Genomic DNA, 21,005 nt, shown 5'->3' on the forward strand with positions numbered 1-21,005 from the left:
GTTTTGCTCATCATAAGGCGAGTACCTCTATTGATCCCCATTTTTCTCGCAGTGGTCTTAACTATTCTGTTAACACCTGGACCAACCAATACGTTACTGGCATCGGCTGGTGCTCAACTAGGCATGCGCCGTGCTTGTCCGTTAATTTTTATTGAGGCTCTTGGCTATTTGAGCGCTATTAGCTTTTGGGGATATTTTACAGGTGCACTGGCCCAGCTTTTTCCAAGCTTACCTCCCATCATTCAATTAATGAGTGCTTTTTATATTCTGTATCTGGCTTTAAAACTCTGGCGTAGCTCTCAATCACACCTTGCCTTACAACAGGGTATTCGCCAACATGAGGTATTCTTAGCCACCCTACTTAATCCTAAAGCATTAATTTTGGCTACAGTCGTGTTTCCTATACAAACATGGCAAGACATGGCGCATTACAGCCTTTATACAGGGCTATTTCTTATGCTACTAGTCCCTATTGCTAGCTTTTGGATATTTCTAGGTTCTTTACTTAAATCCAGTGAAGGACGCTGGTTTAATCAGCGTCGTTTACAAAAAGTAGCGGCCATTGTGCTTTTCAGTTTTGCTATTCCTCTAAGTTATTCAGCAGCGACAGCACTACAAAATTAATCATGAAATCCAACATTCAACTTTGCAGCGCTTTGAGCACTGCGTACTACCTAAATCCCAAGTAATTACCTAGAATTGCTGCAATATTTCTTGAGCTCACTGTATGAATTACCCCTTACTTTGGGTGTTAGCCCTACTGCTTATCGCTATTACATTCTTTATTCGCAACAAGCCACGTATGGATGTAGTCGCTTTATTAATGGTAGTTGCACTGCCATTAACTGGTGTTCTCAGCGTAGATGAAGCATTGCGCGGTTTTAGTGACCAAAGCGTGATCGTTATTGCTGCATTATTTGTGATCGGTGATGGCTTAGTGCGTACAGGAATCGCCAACAAAATGGGCGAGCTGCTAATGAAGCACTCTGGGCAGAGTGAAATTCGTTTAATAGTGATGCTAATGCTGGCCGTAGGCGCACTAGGCTCAGTAATGAGTTCTACTGGCGTAGTAGCTATTTTTATTCCTGTTGTATTAAGTATTGCCACACAATTAAAAATTTCGCCATCTCGTTTAATGATGCCTTTATGCTTTGCTGGACTCATTAGTGGCATGCTCACTTTAGTCGCCACGCCTCCAAACATGGTCGTACAAAGCGAGTTGCAACGCTCTGGAGAAACAGGCTTTAGCTTTTTCTCATTTGCACCAATGGGCGTCATTATTATGGGTTTAGGCATTGTGTATATGTTGGTAGTGCGTAAATGGCTCGACCGAACAGACAACAATAGTGACGCAGAAACACGCTACAACATTTCAGACCTTGTTCGTGAGTATAACTTAGAAGAGCGCAGTCGACGCTTACGTGTAAAATCAGGTTCAAGCCTTGCAGGGCAAGCGCTCAACGAACTGCAGTTACGCAAACAATATGGCATCAATGTTATTGCCATTGAGCGCCAACGCCGATTTCGTGTAAAGCTCATTACAGCAACAGGAAATACGGAACTTTACGCTGGCGATGTACTATTAGTCGATATTGTTAGCCCTGCTATCGCTCTACTAGGCTCTTACTATGAGCTCGGCTTAGAGCCTGTGAGCTTTAAAGAAAGCTATTTCAGCAGTCATCACCGTGAATTAGGCTTAGCTGAAGTAATGATTCCCCCTTCTTCTAAACTCATTGGAAAATCAATACAAGAGTTAGGTTTTCGTACTAAACGGCATCTTAATGTCATCGGCTTACAGCGCAAACAACAAGCTATTGACGGCTTATTGATTGATGAAACCCTAGAGTCTTCAGATACTTTACTAGTAGCAGGCTACTGGGAAGATATTCGACGCCTACAAGGAAAAAGCCGTGACTTTTTGGTGTTGAGTCTGCCCGCCGAGGTGGATGACGTTGCACCAGCCCTAAGCCAAGCACCGCATGCTCTATTTAGCTTAATGGTCATGGTTATTTTGATGGTCAGCGGTTTAGTTTCCAATGTAATGGCAGCTTTAATTGGTTGTTTGTTAATGGGAAAATTTCGCTGTATCAGTATTGATAGCGCTTATAAATGCATTAACTGGCCAAGCTTAATTTTAATTGTTGGTATGCTACCTTTCGCAACAGCGCTCCAGAAAACTGGCGGTATTGATCTAGCTGTTAATGGTTTAATGCGATTAATGGGGGACGCTGGACCACATATTATTTTGGCTGGCTTATTTGCCGCAACAGCTATTACAGGATTGTTTATTTCTAATACAGCTACAGCTGTTTTAATGGCACCTATCGCTATTGCTACAGCAAAAGTTCTAGGCGTTGCCGTTGAGCCTTTTGCGATGACGGTTGCCATTGCAGCCTCCGCTGCCTTTATGACGCCTATTTCCTCCCCCGTTAATACCTTAGTTATGGGCCCTGGACGTTATCAATTTGCTGATTTTTTAAAAGTAGGCGTTCCCTTCACCATTATTGTAATGTTGGCAACTGTAATGTTTATTCCGATTTTCTTCCCATTCTAAAAACACTAAGCACATAGTCGTTGCACAAGATAACTCTTTGCTAGTCCCCTAACGTCTTTTAAGCAGCCGATGGCTAATCTCCATAAGCTATCAAGCTAATCTCTTGACTACTGCTAGCTTTCAAATAACAAGAAAACTCAATATAAGCTAAGGTTTGTTGTTTATTTCTATTTAAATCAGTTTGTTCAACCCATTGCTGTACAGCTTGAATCAATATTCGCTGATGGTCAGGGCCTAACCTTGTATCAGCATAGGGATCAAGCACTATGCCTGTGCGATATTTCAACTGTAAAAACAGTGGTTCTAATAGGCTAAGTAACTGATCATTTAATGAAAAGCACCATTCACGGGTAGTTAAATTATGAAAATCAAGTGCCACCTTCATGCTCCCCCTATTATGCCTACAGTTGACTTAACCATAGTTTACGTTGCTGAGCATCCATGAAACTCCAGGCGATAAAACGGCTTTGCTTTTGCCCTTGTGCCATAGTCACAACTTTAACCTCACTAGCATGCACATCCATTAAGGCGCGCTTGGCTTGACGCACATTGTCTTGCTTAGATAATAAACAGCTAAACCAAAGCACTTGGTTCGCAAAAGCTTTGCTGTCTTTGATCATACGTCTGACAAAAGCCACTTCACCGCCAACACACCAGAGCTCATTATTCTTTCCGCCAAAATTCAATGTAGGTAACTTACGTTGTGGATCTAACTTCCCTAAGTTACTCCATTTACGTTTACTACCAGAGGCTGCTTCCTGCGCATTACTATGAAAAGGTGGGTTACACATTGTCATTACAAAGCGTTCGTTCGCTTGAATGATATGACTAAAGCAAGCCTTACTCTCTTTTTGCAACCTAAACTCAATGTGCTGATATAAATTATTCTTTTGCACATTTTTACTCGCTGATTTTAGCGCTATTGGGTCAATATCTGTTCCAACCACCTGCCAGCCATAATCCAAATGGGCCAATAATGGATAAATACAATTTGCCCCTGTGCCAACATCTAATAGCTTAAGCTGCGGCTGGGGACTACTTAGCTCAACACCATCAGCTGCCAATATATCAGCCACAGCATGCACATAATCTGCCCTACCTGGCACAGGTGGGCATAAATAACCTTCTGGGATTTGCCAAAACTGTAATTGATACAGCGCCTTAAGTAACGCCCTATTAAAAGCCAAAACTGCCTGAGGATTTGCAAAATCAATGCTAACTTTGCCATAAGGGTTAGTAATCATAAATCGCGCCAATTCAGGGCTAACCTTAATCAGCTGAGCAAAATCATAACGCCCTTGATGGCGATTGCGGGGGTGAAAAACAGAAGAAGACACAAGCAACAGTCTCAAAATAAAAACCATTGTCGCACGCTTAGCTTCTACAGGGTAACACTTTAATAATGTAACCAACGCTCGCTTTTTGGGTAACACTTACTGGGAAGATAGGTAACACTTTTCTTAAAACCCTAAGTAACCAAAAACCAAGAAAACTTATAACCCATTGATTTAAAAGAGAATAAAAAAGTTGGCACGACTTCTGCATTAATACAAGTACAACAACAATAACAAGCAGTACCCTATAACAAGAATAATACGTAACGGCTCAACAACAATAACAATAAGAAAGGAGAGGCGCAGTTAACTGATTTTTTTGGAGAGGGATAGTGACAGTAGGTTGTGAAGAAAAACAAAACTGTGTTAAGCAGCACAAAGCAACTGAAAACATCACTAGCCAGCATTCAAAGAAATACGCTAACTCTTGGTTTCTAGATTTGGAAACCTAGGCGATAACAATAAAAATAGCCTAACTAATAACAATAAAAAAGCAGCATGAATTGACAAGGGGAACTTCGGTTCCCCTTATTCATATCTAAAGCTGTGCGTTTTACACATTCATTTCATCCTCTTCAAGTGCTAGAATCCATCTCCGTAATAGATACCTGCTAATCCAAAGCTACCCCAACTGCATAGCTGATTGCTGTATCTCCATCTACCTTTTACTAGAAGTTACTCATGCTGAAAAAGCTGTTTAGAAAATTCCTTGCTCCTGATTCCAATGATACTGTTGGTGCTAGCGCGCCTACGCTCATTAGTGCTAAAACTCATCAACTTGACAATGGGTATTTCAGCCGCAACTCGGTGCAAGTGGCTAAACGTCTACAAGAAGCAGGCTTCCAAGCCTATTTGGTAGGTGGCTGTGTCCGTGATTCGTTATTAGGATTACGCCCCAAAGATTTTGACGTTGCCACTAGTGCTACGCCGGAACAGATTAGCAGCCTATTTCGTAACTCGCGCATTATTGGACGGCGTTTTAAACTAGTGCATATTCATTTTGGGCGAGAAATTATTGAAACCGCTACTTTTCGTGGCAGCCATGACGACACAGGCAAAAATAACGACCGCTCAGCTCACAACGATAAAGGTCGGATTTTACGTGATAATGTTTACGGCTCGTTAGATGATGATGCATTACGCCGTGATTTTACCATTAACGCCTTATATTACGATGTCAGTAGCCACAACATCATTGACTATGCCCAAGGCGTACAAGATATCAAAGATGGGCTTATTCGCTTAATTGGCGACCCAAGCCAACGCTACCTTGAAGACCCTGTACGCATGCTGCGTGCAATTCGCTTTGCCGCTAAATTAGGTTTTACGCTGGAAGCTAAAACAGCTGAACCTATTCGCCAGTTAGCACACCTACTTAAAGACATTCCCGCTGCACGCTTATATGAAGAAGTGCTTAAGTTGTTTATGAATGGAAAAGCACTTAAAACCTACGAGCTACTCCAAGAATACAACCTCTTTGCTCCACTTTTTCCAGAGACAGCCCACATTATTGCCAGTGGCTCGCAATATGCCAGTGAAATTGTACGCAGCGCACTAAAAAATACCGATGAACGCATCAGTGCCAATAAACCCGTAACACCTGCGTTTTTATTTGCTGCCCTACTTTGGCCAGGCGTTCCTGTACGTACTACAGACATTCAAAATCAAGGCATTCCAGCCTTTGAAGCGTCTCAAGAAGCCAGCCATTGGGTACTTCATAACCAACTAAAGCACACTGCTATTCCTAAACGCTTTAGTATTCCTATGCGTGAGATTTGGAGCCTGCAAGAGCGTTTAACCCGTCGCCAAGGCAAACGTGCAGACGTATTACTCGCACATCCTCGCTTTAGAGCTGCTTATGATTTCTTATTGTTACGAGAAAGTGCGGGTGAGCAAACAACGGGCTTAGGTCAATGGTGGACAGAGTATCAATTTGCTGACGATGCAAAAAAGCGCAGTATGATTAAAGAAGTGGCTAACCAATCGGGTACAAAACGCAAACGCACCAAGCACGCACCACGCCAACGCAAACCACGTACTCACACCAACACTGAGAATTAATATGGCTACTGCATATGTTGGCATGGGAAGTAACTTAGCCACGCCGGAAGAACAATTAATCCAAGCATTAAAAGCACTGGCCCATATTCCATGCACAACTTTACTGGATTACTCATCCTTTTATTCAACCACGCCTGTCGGGCCACAAGATCAACCACGTTTTGTAAATGCAGTGGCTAAAATAGAAACGGAGCTTGAGCCCTTAGCATTGCTGGACGCGTTGCAAAGTATTGAATTAGAACAAGGACGCCTACGTAAAGCTGAACGCTGGGGGCCACGCACCTTAGACTTAGATTTATTACTTTTTGCTGATCAGATAATTAGGCATGAGCGTTTAATAGTTCCACATTATCAAATGCACTTAAGGGCTTTTGTACTTGAACCTTTAATAGAGCTGTGCCCGACTGGTTTGCGCTTGCCAACAGGTGTAGATTTAGCTGAGCTTCATGCCAATTGCCCACCCGATAATGACTTAAAAGCACTATACAAACCAACGCTTGGGTTATTATAAGGTCAATTGCTCATTGACTACTCCTTGTATCCTCAGGACTATAGTCGCCCTGTAAAACGTACCACAGAGTACTGATAGAGGAACCTTGCATGTCTGATGTAACCCTAACAAAATTACAAAAAATGAAGCAAAGTGGTGAAAAGATAGTCATGCTCACCAGCTATGACGCTACCTTTGCTGATGCCGCATCACGTGTTGGCGTGGAAGTACTATTAATTGGCGACTCGCTAGGTATGGTGCTACAAGGAAACGACAGCACACTACCCGTTACCATTGAAGATATGGTCTACCATACCGCCTGTGTAAAACGTGGCAATAAAGGTGCATTAATTGTCGCTGACTTACCCTTTATGAGCGCCGCCAGCCTAGAACAAACCTTAGAGCACAGCGCCAAACTAATGCGCGCTGGAGCGCATATGATTAAAATTGAAGGCGAAGCTTGGCTAACAGACTCCGTTAAGCGCCTCGCTCAACTCGGTGTACCTGTATGTGTGCATTTAGGCTTAACACCACAGCTAGTTAATGTGTTTGGTGGTTATAAAGTGCAAGGGCGTGGTGAAGGTCCAGCGCAAAAACTTTTTGATGATTGCATTGCTATCGCCCAAGCTGGTGCTGCAATGTTACTTTTAGAATGCGTGCCTAGCGAACTGGCAACAAGAATTAGCCAAGCCGTTAGTGTGCCTGTGATCGGCATTGGTGCTGGCCCTAATACTGACGGCCAAGTACTAGTACTACACGATATGCTTGGCATGTCGTTAACGGGGCGTACAGCTAAATTTGTACGCAATTTTATGCAAGACAACACCAGCATTGATGGCGCTCTAAAGTGCTATGTAAATGCGGTGAAAGATGGGTCTTTCCCAGCAAGTGAGCACGAGTTTTCAGCATGAAAACCATAACATCTGTACAAGAAATCCGCACGGTAATAGCGCAAGCACGCCGCCAAGGTAAACGCATTGGTTTAGTTCCAACTATGGGTAATCTACACCAAGGGCATATGTCTCTGATTCAAAAAGCCTGTGAATACGCAGACTTTGTAGTGGCTAGTATTTTTGTTAATCCCTTGCAATTTGGTATTAATGAAGATTTAGATAGCTACCCACGCACCCTTGAGCAAGACCAAGAAAAGCTCCGCGCTGCTGGCTGTAGCTTATTATTTCACCCAAACGTCGAAGAAATGTACCCCACAGGCATGCAAGAGCAAACCTTAGTGCATGTGCCTAGTGTGTCTGCTGGCCTATGTGGTGCAAAGCGTCCTGGACATTTTGATGGTGTTGCCACAGTAGTAAGCAAACTATTTAACATTGTGCAACCTGATATTGCTGTATTTGGCGAAAAAGACTTCCAGCAGCTAGCGGTTATTCGCAAGCTAGTAGCAGATATGAATTTGCCTATTCAAGTATTTGGAGCACCTATTGTGCGCGCTGAAGATGGTTTAGCGCTTTCTTCTCGTAATCAATACCTCACTACGGAGCAGCGCGCCTCAGCACCTGCACTGCACAACGCATTAGTACAGTTAGTCGATTCTATTTTGCATGGCGAGACGGACTTTACTAAACTAATTGAAACAACCAACAAAGCACTAAGCAATGTAGGCTTCAAACCTGACTATCTAGAAATTCGTGATGAACTAACGTTAGAGCCTGCAACAACAAATACTAAACAGGGTGTGGTTTTAGCTGCTGCTTACTTAGGTAGCACACGTTTAATCGACAACCTGACCTACCACTTGAACTAAGCTGTTTAGAACACATTTGAGGATCACTCATGCAAAGCATCATGCTTAAAGCCAAGCTGCATCGGGCCATTACAACTCACGCTGTAGTGGATTATGAAGGTTCATGTGCAATTGATGGCAATTGGCTAGATATGGCAGGCATTCGTGAATACGAACAAATCCAACTCTATAATGTTGATAACGGCGAACGTTTCACCACTTATGCCATCCGCGGTGAAGCGGGCAGCAAAATTATTTCTGTCAATGGCGCTGCAGCACACAAAGCTAGCGTTGGTGATCGCCTAATTATTTGCGCTTATGCGCTGTACACCGATGAGGATTTAAAAACTCACACTCCTCATGTACTTTACATGGATGCTAATGGTGATGTGAGCCACAGCAGCAATGCAATCCCTGTGCAGTTAGCTTAAATCACAACACATAAAGCCCGAAGTTGGTATGCTCTAACTTCGGGCTTCTTTATTTCCAGGCGAAATTACTGTTATGAGTCATTACCAGCATCCGCTCAATGCTAGTCAACTGCCTAGCTGGCAAGCACTACAACAACACCAAAAAGCCATGCATAATTTTTCTATGCGCCAGGCTTTTAATCAAGACAAACAGCGTTTTCAACATTTTTCATTAAATCATGACGGGCTGTTGCTGGACTACTCAAAAAATATTATCACCCAAGAAACCTTAACCTTATTAACTGACCTAGCTAAGGAAACAGGTTTAGCTCAAGCCATTCAAGCCTTATTTAACGGTGAAAAGGTGAATGCGTCTGAGCAACGTCCAGCTCTGCATACGGCCTTACGCCGCCCAATTGGCGACCAGCTAGTTGTAGATGGCGTTGATCTTATTCCACAAGTGCATAATGTACTTAAACAAATGACGGAAATGGTTAACCGTATCCACAATGGACTTTGGCGTGGTTACAGTGAAAAACCTATTACTGACGTTGTTAATATTGGCATAGGTGGATCATTTCTAGGCCCTCAGTTAGTCTCTGAAGCGCTACTCCCTTTTGCCCAGCAAGGCGTGCGTTGCCATTTCCTAGCCAATGTTGATGGCAGTGAGTTTCATGAACTGACCCAGTGCATTCAAGCAGAAACCACATTATTTGTTGTCTCTAGCAAATCTTTTGGCACCTTAGAAACCCTAAAAAATGCTCAAGCTGCACGCACTTGGTACTTTGCTCAAGGTGGCTGTGTCGATAAGTTAGATCGCCACTTTATTGCAGTTTCCAGCAACACCAAAGCCGCCGTTGAATTTGGTATTGCTGAAGAAAATATTTTCCCTATGTGGGACTGGGTGGGCGGGCGCTACTCGCTATGGTCTGCCATAGGCCTACCCATTGCTTTAGCTATTGGCATTTCAAACTTCAAAGAATTGCTGGCAGGCGCTTGGAGTATGGATCAGCATTTTCAACAAGCTCCTTTTGCTGAAAACATGCCTGTTATTATGGCATTACTGGGCGTTTGGTATAGCGATTTTTGGCACGCACAAAGCCATGCTATTTTGCCTTATGACCATTACTTACGTAATTTCACCCAGCATTTACAGCAGCTAGATATGGAGTCTAATGGCAAATCTGTTCGCCAAGATGGCAGCACCTTAGACTATGCCACTGGCCCTATTATCTGGGGTGGGGTGGGCTGTAATGGACAGCATGCTTATCATCAATTATTACACCAAGGCACACACTTAATACCTGCTGACTTTATTGTGCCTGTTGTAAGTCATAATCCTGTAGAAGATCATCACCAGTGGCTGTATGCCAACTGTTTATCGCAAAGCCAAGCGCTAATGCAAGGTAAAACCTTAGATGAAGCCAAACAAGAGCTTTGCCATCAAGGTTTAAGCCCAGAAGAAGTACAGCAACTTGCACCACATAAGGTTATACCTGGTAACCGCCCTACTAATACATTAGTGTTAGAGCGTGTTTGCCCACGCCGTTTAGGTGCTTTAATTGCTCTATATGAACATAAAGTATTTGTACAAAGCGTCATTTGGGGCACAAATGCTTTTGATCAATGGGGCGTTGAACTGGGTAAGGTACTTGGTAATAACGTCTATCAGCGCTTAACTGGTCAAGCAGTTGCGCCTGCTGAAGATGCTTCAACACAAGGCTTAATCGACTTTTTCCGTAATCGTCACCGCGGCTAATTGTGTTGAGTTAACGCTCGGCCGTGGCGAGCTACTCGCCACTATTATTGTTATTTCCTGATAAGGTTCTTGATATGCATGATGTGGTGATTGTTGCAGCAACGCGTACTGCAATTGGTGGCTTCCAAGGTGCGTTAGCCAATATTTCGGCGCCTGATTTAGGGGCTGTTGTTATCCGTAAGCTCTTAGAACAAACAGCCGTTGATCCAGCCCAAGTAGATGAAGTTATTTTAGGCCAAGTATTAACGGCTGGTAGCGGACAAAACCCAGCCAGACAAACCGTAATCAAAGCTGGGATGCCGGTGCAAGTACCTGCAATGACTATTAACAAAGTCTGTGGTTCTGGCTTAAAAGCCTTGCACCTTGCAACACAAGCCATCCGCTGTGGTGATGCGCAGATCATTATTGCTGGTGGCCAAGAAAACATGAGCCTATCGCCTTATGTCCTACCTAAAGCACGTACTGGTCTACGCATGGGACATGCCCAAATGCTAGACAGCATGATCGAAGATGGCTTGTGGGATGTATACAACAACTACCACATGGGTATTACCGCAGAAAACCTAGTGGAAAAATACCAACTGACACGTGAAGAGCAAGATCAATTTGCTGCTAACTCGCAAGCTAAAGCCGTAGCAGCTATTGAAGCTGGCCGTTTTAAAGATGAAATTGCACCTGTTAGCATTCCGCAACGCAAAGGTGATCCTGTTATTTTTGATACGGATGAAGGCCCTCGTGCTGGCACCACAGCCGAAAGCTTAAGCAAACTTCGCCCAGCATTTAAAAAAGAAGGTTCAGTAACAGCAGGTAATGCATCCAGCATTAACGACGGCGCAGCGGCGGTCATGCTTATGAGCGCGGCAAAAGCCAAAGAGCTAGGCCTCAGTGTACTGGCAACTATTAAAGCTTATGCCAGTGCAGGTGTTGACCCTAGCATTATGGGAATTGGCCCTGTAGACGCCACAAAACGCTGTTTAGCTAAAGCTGGCTGGGGAATTAACGATTTAGACCTTATTGAAGCCAACGAAGCTTTCGCTGCCCAAGCACTTAGCGTAAATAAAGAGCTCGGTTGGGATACAACCAAAGTTAACGTCAACGGTGGTGCTATTGCTTTGGGCCATCCTATTGGTGCTTCTGGTTGCCGTATCCTAGTTTCATTGGTTCATCAAATGATTCGCCAAGACGCTAAAAAAGGTCTAGCCACTCTCTGTATTGGCGGCGGAATGGGTGTTGCTTTAGCCATTGAGCGCTAACCCTCAAGGTTCGATCTAGTCACAGATTAGATCGAACCTGTCTATTGTTTACAAAATTCTCAAGGAACACTTACGTAATTTTTATATCTATAGGTACAATCTCTTTCTCGTATTACCTTCTGATAATAAAAAGGACTGTTACTTTATGCTTAAAGTGTTCAAGCGTGCCGCGCTAATCTTTGTTGTAGGCACTGCCTGTTATGCATGGGTCGGTTTTTTACTTTTACCTAGCCTTGCCCTAAAAATAGGTAAAGAACAGTTAAGCAACTATGCCAATGTGCCTGCTTATATCCATCGTATTGAATTCAACCCTTTTAGCTTAAAGCTAGATGTTTGGGGAGTAAGCTTAGGTGAGATGGATATGCCCCAAGCCAGCATCCAGCATCTACAGGCTAATCTAGAACTAGATAGCTTATGGATAGGTGCAGCCCATTTAGACGCAGTGAGTGTTCAAGGCGTTAACCTCAGTGTACTTTTTGATAAAAAAGGCAACTTAAACCTCACTCAACTCTTTACACTTCCTGAATCAGAAACCTCCAAAACAGAAACCAATAACGACATTTTTCCTGTTGTTATCAACCGTTTTGAGATCATTGACAGCCGCGTTCGTTACGCTGATCAACAACAAAAAGAAACAGTAGATGTCACCTTTAATAAAATTAATCTGAACCTAAGCCAAATTGACACTCGCCCTGATAGCGACGCCCCCCTTAGCCTTAGTCTCGTGGCTAGTGATGGAACAGAGCTAGAATGGCAAGGCAGCGTAACCGTTAATCCGCTAAGATCTAAAGGCATTATTAACGTCAATAAAGTACCCCTAAAAAGCTGGTGGCCGTATGTTGCTCAAGCTGTTGAACTAAAACTAAAAAAAGGCAAAGTAGGAGTCACAGCGCAGTATGAATTTAGCCTACATCAAGCCCTTGAGCTTAAGCTTAAAAAAGCGGCTCTAACTATTAGCCCACTGGCTTTAACAGATAAAAACAACCTGCCTTTAGCTAACTTCAAGCAACTGGCCGTAAGCGATGCTAGTTTTAATTTAACTGAGCAAACCGTCAATATCGGCAAAGTGGCCATTGATAGTTTAGAAGCTTGGGCTGATCTGGATAAAAACCAACAAATTAATTGGCAAAAAATTCTTCCTCCAGCTAAAGCAGCTAAACCCAAAGCCACTACCAGCGACAAAACCACCCCTGAAAAACCTTGGGCTGTCGCTATTCAAAGCATAGCGCTCACTAATTCAGGCCTGCATTGGAAGGATGCCAGCCAAAGTATTCCTGTTAGCTTAAATACGAGCAAAATGGATATTAAGCTAAGTAACTTTGACCTTGCTGGCACTAAACCTTTTGAACTTAATGTTAAATCGCAAATAGAAGAATTTGGTCAGCTTGCTGCTAAAGGTAAAATTCAATTAACACCTTTAACTGTTGATCTTAATATCAGCACCAATAACCTCGACTTAACTGAGGCTCAAGCCTGGATTACACCAGTGGCACGTGTAGAGTTACGCAGCGCGACATTAGATTCCAATCTTGCACTAAAATTGGCAATGGGCAAGCAACTAAGCGCCAGCGTTAGTGGTGATGTAACACTAAATAACCTGCATACCAAAGATGCGATTAATAAACGCGATCTATTAAAGTGGGATAGTGTTGCCGTTAATAATATTGACTTTGTCTTAGACAAACATTTAAAGCTGGGCTTAATTACCCTAAACAAGCCTTACGTGCGTTTTATTATTAATGAAAACCTAACAACCAACGTGGGTGAGTTAATCATTGCTGACAAAACGGCTAGCCCTGCTGCCACTAGCAAGCCAATGCCAATATCTATTCAAGGTATTCAAATCAATAACGGCTCTGCCAACTTTGCTGACTTTAGCTTAAGCCAAAACTTCTCTACAGCACTGCAACAACTCAATGGCAAAATCGGCAGTATTAATAACCAGCAAAATACAGCCACCAGCGTTAATATTACAGGCAAGGTGGACGCCTATGCACCTGTCACTATTGCGGGTTCACTAACACCTTTTGATCCGTTACGTAAGCTAGCTATTGAAACTAGCTTTAAAAATGTTGAGCTCACCACACTGACGCCCTATTCTGGCAAATTCGCAGGCTATCGGATTCGTAAAGGCCGCTTAACATTAGATTTAAACTATCAGATTGAACGTGGCCAATTACAAGCCCAAAACAAAGTGCTTCTAGAACAATTGCAACTAGGCGAAAAAGTAGAAAGCCCAGATGCAGTCAATCTACCTATTAAGTTAGCCGTTGCACTACTCAAAGACAGTAAAGGGCAAATTGATATCGACCTACCTTTGCGTGGCAATCTAGAAGACCCACAATTTCGCGTTGGTCCTATTATTTGGCAAACTGTGCGTAATTTACTCACGCGCGCAGTGCAAGCGCCCTTTAAGTTTGTATCGAAAATCGCAGGTGGTGGTAATCAAGATTTAAGTCAAGTTGCCTTTACCGCGGGTAGCGTGGAACTCAATGATGAAGCGAAAAAAGCCTTACTGACGTTATCTAAAGGCTTACAAGAGCGCCCTTTACTTAAACTAGAGATTGAAGGCACCAGCAGCCCAGTTCTAGACGCCCCTATACTGGCACAGTATCGTTTACAGTCAACGCTAAGAGAAACCTACATTCAAGGTTTAAAAGAGCGTGGCAAACGCCTACCCGATGAAAATAAAGTAATCGATTTTTCAACTGGCGAACGTTTAGATCTGCTGGAAATACTTATTCAGAACAATAAACTGACATTCAACCCAGAATGGAAACAGCTCTCTCGCTCAGAACGCGTAGAAGCTATGGAGCAAGCATTAACGACTCACTGGGAAAAACAGCCTCGTTATTTACGTTTACTGGCCCAGCAGCGGGCTGCTGTTATTAAGCAATTCCTAACGGAAGAAGGTAAGATAGACAGCGAACGGCTCTACCTGCTCGATGTCAGTGATACCAAGCAAGATGAGCAGCAAAAAGTAGCGACTGTGCTACATCTTGGAGGCTAACCATGAAAAGTATCCTAACCGCCATTATTGCTGCTAGCAGCTTATTCGTCGCCTCCAGCAGCTTTGCTAGCAGTTTTCGCTGCGGGCAAGCTATTGCTAAAGTCGGTGACCGCGCCTTCCAAGTACAGGAAAAATGCGGTGAGCCTAGCTACAAAGAAAGCATTGGTTACACTGTCAGTCCAAACAAAGATCGTGAATTAATCATCGAAGAATGGGTCTACCGCGAAGGCTCAAGCATGCATATTTTGCGCTTTGTAGGGTCACGCTTAGAGAAAATCGAATTTCAACGTATGCCTTAATCAAATACCAATAATGCCAACTTGATCCGCTTTTTTATTCTTTTTCCACGCTGAGTATAACTATGAAGGCTCTAAAATACACCTTAGGATTACTGGCTTTATTGGTTACACCTTTTACTATTGCCGCCGACGACAACCTTTTTTATGTCACTGCTGATAACGGCCTAATTATCCGTGACGCACCCAATGGCAAGCGCATAGGAAAACTCCCTTACGGTTACCCAGTACGTTTAGTTGAGCAAGCAGCGCCTATTTCTATCAAAGATGAACACACAGCAGAGCAAGGCCATTGGCAGCGTATTGATTTTGACTCCATTGATATTGCAGATGATCTTGAAAAAGGCATAGACAGCAATTCAGCCTATATCGCTGATATTTATTTACAACCCAAAGCCGACTTTGAAGCTGAAAAACAGCAGCTATTATCGCAATACGCTAGTCAGCTTAAGCTTAAACTAGCTACAGACTATAAAGCGTTTGCGTTAAAAGGTGACTTCTTTGGCGATGGTGTTTTAGATGATGTCTTACGTGCACAAGACCAAGATGAAAATATCTTACTTGTATTTATTAATCATCAAGCAAATGCACTGCCTAGCCTATCTTATTTAGGTGGTGGCGCCGATGTATTTAATATTGATAGCTACCCTTTTGCTATTTTAACCCAAGTACCACAAGGTCAGCCCTTATGGTCAAACTACGAAAATGACTTTAGAAACTTTGCTGATGTACCTGAAGCAGAAATTCAGAGGCTCACATACGATGCGCTTTATGTTCATGAGGCCGAATCATGCGGTGGTGGTTTTATATTTTGGCAAAATAACCAATGGAATTGGTTACAACAAGAATAATCCTTAAACACCAATTGCGTCTGTCATTTGTAAGGATATAACGCTATATGAAATCTGTTATCACAATGCTCTCTTGTATAAGTCTAGTTTTCCTTTGCCAGCTTGCTTTGGCTGATACTTATCGGTGCAATAGCCGTTTAGTCAGCACGCAATCTGCCACCACGCATGAAGTACTTGCCAAATGTGGTGAGCCAACTGAGCGTACCTTTTTAGGAATGAAAACCATAGTCAACGAATGGGGGCATGAGTTAGAAGTGCGCCAAGAAGAATGGATTTATGGCCCTAAAAACGGCATGTATCATTTTCTGAAATTTGAAGATGGTGTTTTTATAAAAGTAACTAGCCAACGGATGCAGAACTAAGTATGCCTCACATTAACTTATGCGCTGTAAACAATGCGCAAAGTCAAGCCATGCAAAACTTAACCGGCTATGTGCGTATTGAACAGTTTTCTTCAATAGCTGAGATTATTCAAACTTATCAACAACTTAAGGCACAACATCCAACTCAAGCTGTTTTACTGATTCTAGATGATCAAAACCAATGCGACTACACCAGTTGGCATTGCATAGAATGCCTTGAACTCGCGGAGTCTGAGGCTGAAGTAGATTATGCTGATCCTAACTACCCGCTCCATCTGCTACCTGCTATTCGCCACTTACTGCAACAAACAGATATTGCTTCGCAATGGGCAAGTATGGCTGAAAAAACTGAGCACTATAGCGCAGCTGACTGGAAAAGCTTCCTAGCAGTTAATCATAACCCGTTACCTACGCTAAAAAAGTCCTTACTGGTACGCATGGCAGACTTGCCTAATACCGCAGAAAAACTTGCTATCACGCCTAATGGCTATTTTACCTGTGATTTTAATCCCTTTGAAAATTACGCCATTATTGAGTCTTTAACTACAGAATTTGGCTACGAATTTTTAGGCTTAGGTGCCGCTTTACTTGGTTTTATTAAGACAGAGCGCTTTAGTAATGATAAAGCCAAAGAGGTGATTCAGCGGTTAAAACAGATCTATCCTCTACCAGAAGATATTGCCGCACAGATGCAGGAATTAATTATTCAGCAAGACTATTTGTTCTTGTTTTATACCGAATCACCTGAAGATTATTTATATTTTTATAGCTAGAAAAAACGCCTTTAGCAGTTTCCTAAAGGCGTTTTTGATTTAGAAACGATAAACCATTTGCCCCACTAAACCATGCGCACTATTACGATAAGTGGCTGAAAAAGGAGCTTTAAGTGGTTGACCTTCGGTTTGGCTAACTGAAGTTTTAGACTCACGAATGTAGGCATACGCGATATCAAAAGTCATATTAGGTTGCGGCGTCCAACCAGCACCTAAAGCTAGAATTTTTCGATTACCCACTGGAACGCGTACTGTACGATGCTCATTGGTAGTAGGCGACGCATCTAATGCAAAACCTGCACGCAGTACTAAATCGGGACGAGCTTGATAAGAAGCACCAATAGAGTAAGCCCAGGTATTGTGCCATTTAAAGCTCTCACCCATATTTCTGAACTGCTCAGGCGTAGTCGCTGGCATACCTTTGTTTTTCGCCACAATGCTTTCTAGGCGGCTCCAACGGGTATAAGTGGCTCCTGCATGAATGGTCCATTGATCATTGAGCTGATGTGTAATCGAGGTATCAATAGACTCTGGCGTAGTTAAATCCAGCTTAGCACTGTATTTACCATTTAAATTACCCAAGACTGGAACTGCTGGAGCACCAGCGACGCTAGTATGCCCAGTGATTTCATAGTCCACTTTGGAATGGTACGTAATACCCCAAGCCGTGCGCTCATTAAAGTCAACCAAGATGCCTAAATTAAAGCCATAGGCTGTATCATCACCTTTAATATTGACTTTAGTGTCTGCTTGCCCTGGCATCACACTTGTGTTTACTGTGCTCGTGAGTTTGCCATCAAGACGATTAATTGTTGGGCCAAAACCTACGGCAATATGATCGTTAAATTTATAACTTACCGTTGGTTGAATAGTCATTACCGCCACCTTGCTATACAAGCCATGATCGCTACCTTGGAAGGCCTTTTCATAATCACTAATTAAGGCAAAGGGAACATACATGCCAACCCCAACCGCCCAGTGTTCATTTACAGGTGTGGCGTAATAGGCAAATGGCACTGTGGCAAAAGGCACCATATCACCTTTGTGAGTGCCTTTTTTACTAGTACTTACATTACTAATATCAACTTTCGCCTTGACTGCAGCGGCGCCTAAAATCACTTCTGATTGTTGTAGACGCGAAAGCCCAGCTGGATTGCCATAAATCGTACTGGCATCTAATGCAGATGACGCTCGACCAGCATAAGCAGTACCTGCACCACTGGCACTTTGTTCGTTAATAGCAAGACCATTAGCATAGATAAAAGGGGAAGATAAAGCTAAACACACAGCCACGGCTGTTTTATTTAAAGTAAACTGCACTGTATTGCTCCGGCTAACAAGCACGCTTGTTATTTGATTAAATTGTATGTCGTGCACAAGCACTGGCACAGAAAAAACAAGTTTACCGTTTGAAAATAGACTTTTCATGATTTATCGAAAAATAAACGACTAAAATCGTAGTTAAAGTCACTTTTAAATCCAAAATAAACCTAATCTACACCTAGAGTAGCCTAAGAATATGTCGTACTTACCTGAGTTTTTAGCTGTAGCTCTCATTCACTTGTTAGCCGTGATTTCACCAGGCCCTGATTTTGCGGTGATCATCCGCCAAAGTTTGCGTTACGGTAGAAGCATTGCTATTGCCACAGCAATAGGCATAGGGCTTGGTTTAAGTGTGCATATTATTTATTCATTGCTGGGTGTAAGTGCGCTCTTACATACACTACCTTGGCTATTAACTGTGGCTAAAGTAGTGGGTGGGCTTTATTTACTCTACTTGGGTGTACTTTTTATCAAAAGCCAACCCAAGCAAGCATTGTCCTTAACCCAAAACCAACAAGAGCCCGCGACTAATGGCTATAAAGCCTTTGGCTTAGGTTTTCTAACTAACGCGACCAACCCTAAAGCCACCTTATTTTTCTTATCCTTATTTACGACCATTATTAATCCGCATACACCATTACTGATTCAGGCGGCTTATGGTTTGTGGATGGTAATCATTACCGCACTTTGGTTTAGCTTGGTTAGCATTATTTTTACCCACAGCAAGATACGCCAGAAATTCTTAGCCATTGCCCATTGGATTGAACGTGTCACTGGCGCTATTTTATTAATTTTAGCCAGTTTGCTAATTATCAGCGTTTTTATTCCAGAATCACTTTAAGTGGATGACTTAATGCAATACGCCCGTTATGAGGATCTATATCAGCCGCATAGGCTAGTATCTGCACGCCTGCTTTAGCGGCTTCAGTTAATGCTTGAGCATAGAGTTGGTCAATTTCTTGAGCAACCCGCACGCTATCTATACCCGATAAATTAACGCAATAAATTAAAACCGCAGGCTCGCCGGCTTGTGCCAACGCCATTAACTCCCGTAAATGACGAGCACCTCGGCTAGTAACAGCATCGGGAAAAGCCGCTGTTGTGCTGTCCGCAAAGCCTAAAGTAACGCTTTTCACTTCGACATAGACAGCCTGTTGAGCAAAACTTAAGCGAAAATCAGCACGGCTATTTTCATCACCGTATTTAACTTCGCGTTTAAGCTGGTCAAAGCCTTGTAGCTCAGTAATTACGCCATTGCGTAAGGCTTCTTCCACAAGGGCATTGGCACGCCCTGTATTCACACAGGCTAAGCGTCCATGAGCCGTCTCTACTAATTCCCATGTACCTTTGAGCTTACGTTTTGGGTCATCATTGCGGCTAAACCATACTCGCGCATTGGCAGGCATACAGTTGAGCATAGAACCTGTATTAGGGCAGTGAATGGTTAGCTCACTGCCATCAGCACAGATCACATCAGCAAAAAAACGCTTATAACGCTTAACCAAACGTCCTTCTTCTAAAGGTGGCAGCTGCATATTAGCGTGCCCGCCATTTTTTTAGACCACGTTCAATACGCTCTACCGCTTGCTGTAAGCGCTCAAGGCTTTGCGCATAGGCAAAACGCACATGTGTACTTTGCTGATAACGCCCAAAATCAATACCCGGCGTAAATGCCACTTGCTCTTCTTCTAAAAAGAAATGACAAAATGCATAAGAGTCATCCGTAAAAGCAGATACATCAGCGTACAGATAAAACGCACCTTCTGGCTCCACTGCGATATTAAAACCCAGCTCACGCAAAGCGGGAAGTAGGTAATCCCGACGCTGCTGAAACTCTGCGCGGCGCTGTTCAAAAATGGCAATAGTTTCAGCGTCAAAACAAGCTAACGCAGCATATTGTGCAATAGTAGAAGCACTGATATAGATATTCTGGGCGATTTTATCTATGTCATTAATCGCATGCTCAGGCGCTACTAACCAGCCTAAACGCCAACCTGTCATGCCAAAGTATTTTGAAAAACTATTTAATACATAAGCCTCTTGATCCACCTCTAATACGCTAGGTGCATCTAGCCCGTAAGTTAAACCATGGTAAATTTCGTCAACAACTAAATGGCCGCCTTTGCTTTTAATCGTTGTTGATAAGGCCTGCAGTTCTTCTCTGGTTAATACAGTACCCGTTGGATTCGCTGGTGAAGCCACTAAAGCGCCCACGCTCTGTTCATCCCAAAACGTATTTATTAGTTCTGGAGTAAGTTGATATTTAACTTCTGGCCCTACAGGGACTAATTGCGCACAACCTTCAATTAGGCGCAAAAAGTGACGATTACAAGGGTAGCCAGGATCGGCTAACAACCAGTGCTTGCCTGCCTCAACCAGCAAAGAACTCGCCATTAACAAGGCACCCGAGCCGCCTGGTGTAATCACAATACGCTCAGGGCTTACGTCAACAGCATAACGCTGCTTATAGAATTGGCTGATTTTTTCGCGCAAAGGCAAAATGCCTCGTGCCGCCGTATAGCGTGTCAAACCATTTGCCAAGGCGTCTTGGCCTGCTTTGACAATAGGCTCTGCCGTGGCAAAGTCAGGTTCGCCAATCTCTAAGTGGATAACATCTAACCCTTGAGCCTCTAACTCTTTGGCGCGCTGCAACAGCGCCATAACATGAAATGGCTCTATAGCTTGGCTACGAGCACTAAATGAATAACTCATAATAAATAGAAACTAAGCAATAAATAATTCCTCAGTTATACCTTTTTATGCTGACAAAGCCTAATCTTTGGTGAAAGCA

Annotated in this window: 20 protein-coding genes; 15 read left to right on the forward strand and 5 right to left on the reverse strand. The window is 43.1% G+C overall.

Annotation, left to right across the window (positions count from 1 at the left end; translation table 11 throughout):
- Positions 1 to 30 precede the first annotated feature (30 nt).
- Together VQ643_RS03535 and VQ643_RS03540 are read left to right on the forward strand one after the other, a co-directional pair.
- Complete coding sequence (locus tag VQ643_RS03535) at positions 31 to 624, forward strand: LysE family translocator (RefSeq protein WP_414197892.1); 594 nt, start codon at positions 31 to 33, stop codon at positions 622 to 624.
- Positions 625 to 727: 103 nt separating this feature from the next.
- Positions 728 to 2,554: an SLC13 family permease gene (locus VQ643_RS03540; protein WP_414197893.1), complete on the forward strand. Its 1,827-nt coding sequence runs from the start codon at positions 728 to 730 to the stop codon at positions 2,552 to 2,554.
- Between the two features lie 73 nt (positions 2,555 to 2,627).
- On the opposite strand, the gene VQ643_RS03545 is transcribed toward VQ643_RS03540, so the two are convergent.
- Complete coding sequence (locus tag VQ643_RS03545; RefSeq protein WP_414197894.1) at positions 2,628 to 2,933, reverse strand: hypothetical protein; 306 nt, start codon at positions 2,931 to 2,933, stop codon at positions 2,628 to 2,630.
- A 22-nt stretch (positions 2,934 to 2,955) separates the two neighbouring features.
- The gene (gene rlmF, locus VQ643_RS03550; RefSeq protein WP_414197895.1) at positions 2,956 to 3,906 is read right to left on the reverse strand and encodes a 23S rRNA (adenine(1618)-N(6))-methyltransferase RlmF; all 951 of its coding nucleotides are present in this window, start codon (positions 3,904 to 3,906) and stop codon (positions 2,956 to 2,958) included.
- 663 nt (positions 3,907 to 4,569) lie between these two features.
- Here rlmF and VQ643_RS03555 point away from each other — a divergent pair.
- The 12 genes from VQ643_RS03555 to VQ643_RS03610 all read left to right on the forward strand — a co-directional run bounded on the left by VQ643_RS03555 (position 4,570) and on the right by VQ643_RS03610 (position 16,891).
- Positions 4,570 to 5,949, forward strand: a complete 1,380-nt coding sequence (locus VQ643_RS03555) for a polynucleotide adenylyltransferase PcnB (RefSeq protein ID WP_414197896.1) — start codon at positions 4,570 to 4,572, stop codon at positions 5,947 to 5,949.
- A 1-nt stretch (position 5,950) separates the two neighbouring features.
- Complete coding sequence (gene folK, locus VQ643_RS03560) at positions 5,951 to 6,460, forward strand: 2-amino-4-hydroxy-6-hydroxymethyldihydropteridine diphosphokinase (RefSeq protein ID WP_414197897.1); 510 nt, start codon at positions 5,951 to 5,953, stop codon at positions 6,458 to 6,460.
- Between the two features lie 89 nt (positions 6,461 to 6,549).
- Positions 6,550 to 7,350, forward strand: coding sequence for a 3-methyl-2-oxobutanoate hydroxymethyltransferase (panB, locus tag VQ643_RS03565; RefSeq protein WP_414197898.1), 801 nt, complete (start codon positions 6,550 to 6,552; stop codon positions 7,348 to 7,350).
- Positions 7,347 to 8,198, forward strand: coding sequence for a pantoate--beta-alanine ligase (gene panC, locus VQ643_RS03570; protein WP_414197899.1), 852 nt, complete (start codon positions 7,347 to 7,349; stop codon positions 8,196 to 8,198). Before panB ends, panC begins: the two co-directional genes overlap by 4 nt.
- Before the next feature lie 29 nt (positions 8,199 to 8,227).
- The gene (panD, locus tag VQ643_RS03575; protein ID WP_414197900.1) at positions 8,228 to 8,608 is read left to right on the forward strand and encodes an aspartate 1-decarboxylase; all 381 of its coding nucleotides are present in this window, start codon (positions 8,228 to 8,230) and stop codon (positions 8,606 to 8,608) included.
- 73 nt (positions 8,609 to 8,681) lie between these two features.
- Positions 8,682 to 10,346 (forward strand): glucose-6-phosphate isomerase, encoded by a 1,665-nt coding sequence (gene pgi, locus VQ643_RS03580; protein ID WP_414197901.1) that lies wholly within the window; start codon positions 8,682 to 8,684, stop codon positions 10,344 to 10,346.
- A 74-nt stretch (positions 10,347 to 10,420) separates the two neighbouring features.
- A complete protein-coding gene (locus tag VQ643_RS03585; RefSeq protein WP_414197902.1) occupies positions 10,421 to 11,599 on the forward strand; it encodes an acetyl-CoA C-acetyltransferase in 1,179 nt (392 codons plus the stop codon).
- A gap of 145 nt (positions 11,600 to 11,744) precedes the next feature.
- Positions 11,745 to 14,609 carry a DUF748 domain-containing protein gene (locus VQ643_RS03590; protein WP_414197903.1) on the forward strand — a complete coding sequence of 955 codons (2,865 nt, stop codon included), beginning with the start codon at positions 11,745 to 11,747 and terminating at the stop codon, positions 14,607 to 14,609.
- Positions 14,610 to 14,611: 2 nt separating this feature from the next.
- On the forward strand, positions 14,612 to 14,908 hold the full coding sequence (locus VQ643_RS03595) for a DUF2845 domain-containing protein (RefSeq protein WP_414197904.1): 297 nt from the start codon (positions 14,612 to 14,614) through the stop codon (positions 14,906 to 14,908).
- A 62-nt stretch (positions 14,909 to 14,970) separates the two neighbouring features.
- Positions 14,971 to 15,756: a hypothetical protein gene (locus VQ643_RS03600; protein ID WP_414197905.1), complete on the forward strand. Its 786-nt coding sequence runs from the start codon at positions 14,971 to 14,973 to the stop codon at positions 15,754 to 15,756.
- Between the two features lie 47 nt (positions 15,757 to 15,803).
- Complete coding sequence (locus tag VQ643_RS03605; RefSeq protein WP_414197906.1) at positions 15,804 to 16,118, forward strand: DUF2845 domain-containing protein; 315 nt, start codon at positions 15,804 to 15,806, stop codon at positions 16,116 to 16,118.
- Between the two features lie 2 nt (positions 16,119 to 16,120).
- On the forward strand, positions 16,121 to 16,891 hold the full coding sequence (locus VQ643_RS03610) for a hypothetical protein (protein ID WP_414197907.1): 771 nt from the start codon (positions 16,121 to 16,123) through the stop codon (positions 16,889 to 16,891).
- 39 nt (positions 16,892 to 16,930) lie between these two features.
- Here the strand turns inward: VQ643_RS03610 and VQ643_RS03615 are convergent, their stop codons facing one another.
- Positions 16,931 to 18,211 carry an OmpP1/FadL family transporter gene (locus VQ643_RS03615; RefSeq protein ID WP_414197908.1) on the reverse strand — a complete coding sequence of 427 codons (1,281 nt, stop codon included), beginning with the start codon at positions 18,209 to 18,211 and terminating at the stop codon, positions 16,931 to 16,933.
- 199 nt (positions 18,212 to 18,410) lie between these two features.
- Between VQ643_RS03615 and VQ643_RS03620 the strand changes: the two genes are divergently transcribed.
- Positions 18,411 to 19,055 (forward strand): LysE family translocator, encoded by a 645-nt coding sequence (locus VQ643_RS03620; protein WP_414197909.1) that lies wholly within the window; start codon positions 18,411 to 18,413, stop codon positions 19,053 to 19,055.
- Here VQ643_RS03620 and sfsA read toward each other — a convergent pair.
- Positions 19,036 to 19,749, reverse strand: a complete 714-nt coding sequence (sfsA, locus tag VQ643_RS03625) for a DNA/RNA nuclease SfsA (RefSeq protein WP_414197910.1) — start codon at positions 19,747 to 19,749, stop codon at positions 19,036 to 19,038. The two genes, VQ643_RS03620 and sfsA, sit on opposite strands and share 20 nt — an antisense overlap.
- A 1-nt stretch (position 19,750) precedes the next feature.
- Positions 19,751 to 20,926, reverse strand: a complete 1,176-nt coding sequence (locus VQ643_RS03630) for a pyridoxal phosphate-dependent aminotransferase (RefSeq protein ID WP_414197911.1) — start codon at positions 20,924 to 20,926, stop codon at positions 19,751 to 19,753.
- Positions 20,927 to 21,005 lie beyond the last annotated feature (79 nt).

The sequence above is a fragment of the Pseudomonas sp. F1_0610 genome (assembly GCF_047470865.1).
Lineage (GTDB): Bacteria > Pseudomonadota > Gammaproteobacteria > Pseudomonadales > Pseudomonadaceae > JAZDRH01.

Coding starts and splice junctions, on each gene's coding strand:
- VQ643_RS03610 (WP_414197907.1), top strand. CDS start 16,121: ATGCCTCACATTAACTTATGCGCTGTAAACAATGCGCAAAGTCAAGCC.
- panB (WP_414197898.1), top strand. CDS start 6,550: ATGTCTGATGTAACCCTAACAAAATTACAAAAAATGAAGCAAAGTGGT.
- VQ643_RS03590 (WP_414197903.1), top strand. CDS start 11,745: ATGCTTAAAGTGTTCAAGCGTGCCGCGCTAATCTTTGTTGTAGGCACT.
- panC (WP_414197899.1), top strand. CDS start 7,347: ATGAAAACCATAACATCTGTACAAGAAATCCGCACGGTAATAGCGCAA.
- VQ643_RS03630 (WP_414197911.1), bottom strand. CDS start 20,926: ATGAGTTATTCATTTAGTGCTCGTAGCCAAGCTATAGAGCCATTTCAT.
- panD (WP_414197900.1), top strand. CDS start 8,228: ATGCAAAGCATCATGCTTAAAGCCAAGCTGCATCGGGCCATTACAACT.
- folK (WP_414197897.1), top strand. CDS start 5,951: ATGGCTACTGCATATGTTGGCATGGGAAGTAACTTAGCCACGCCGGAA.
- sfsA (WP_414197910.1), bottom strand. CDS start 19,749: ATGCAGCTGCCACCTTTAGAAGAAGGACGTTTGGTTAAGCGTTATAAG.
- VQ643_RS03605 (WP_414197906.1), top strand. CDS start 15,804: ATGAAATCTGTTATCACAATGCTCTCTTGTATAAGTCTAGTTTTCCTT.
- VQ643_RS03585 (WP_414197902.1), top strand. CDS start 10,421: ATGCATGATGTGGTGATTGTTGCAGCAACGCGTACTGCAATTGGTGGC.
- VQ643_RS03555 (WP_414197896.1), top strand. CDS start 4,570: ATGCTGAAAAAGCTGTTTAGAAAATTCCTTGCTCCTGATTCCAATGAT.
- VQ643_RS03620 (WP_414197909.1), top strand. CDS start 18,411: ATGTCGTACTTACCTGAGTTTTTAGCTGTAGCTCTCATTCACTTGTTA.
- pgi (WP_414197901.1), top strand. CDS start 8,682: ATGAGTCATTACCAGCATCCGCTCAATGCTAGTCAACTGCCTAGCTGG.
- VQ643_RS03540 (WP_414197893.1), top strand. CDS start 728: ATGAATTACCCCTTACTTTGGGTGTTAGCCCTACTGCTTATCGCTATT.
- VQ643_RS03600 (WP_414197905.1), top strand. CDS start 14,971: ATGAAGGCTCTAAAATACACCTTAGGATTACTGGCTTTATTGGTTACA.
- VQ643_RS03595 (WP_414197904.1), top strand. CDS start 14,612: ATGAAAAGTATCCTAACCGCCATTATTGCTGCTAGCAGCTTATTCGTC.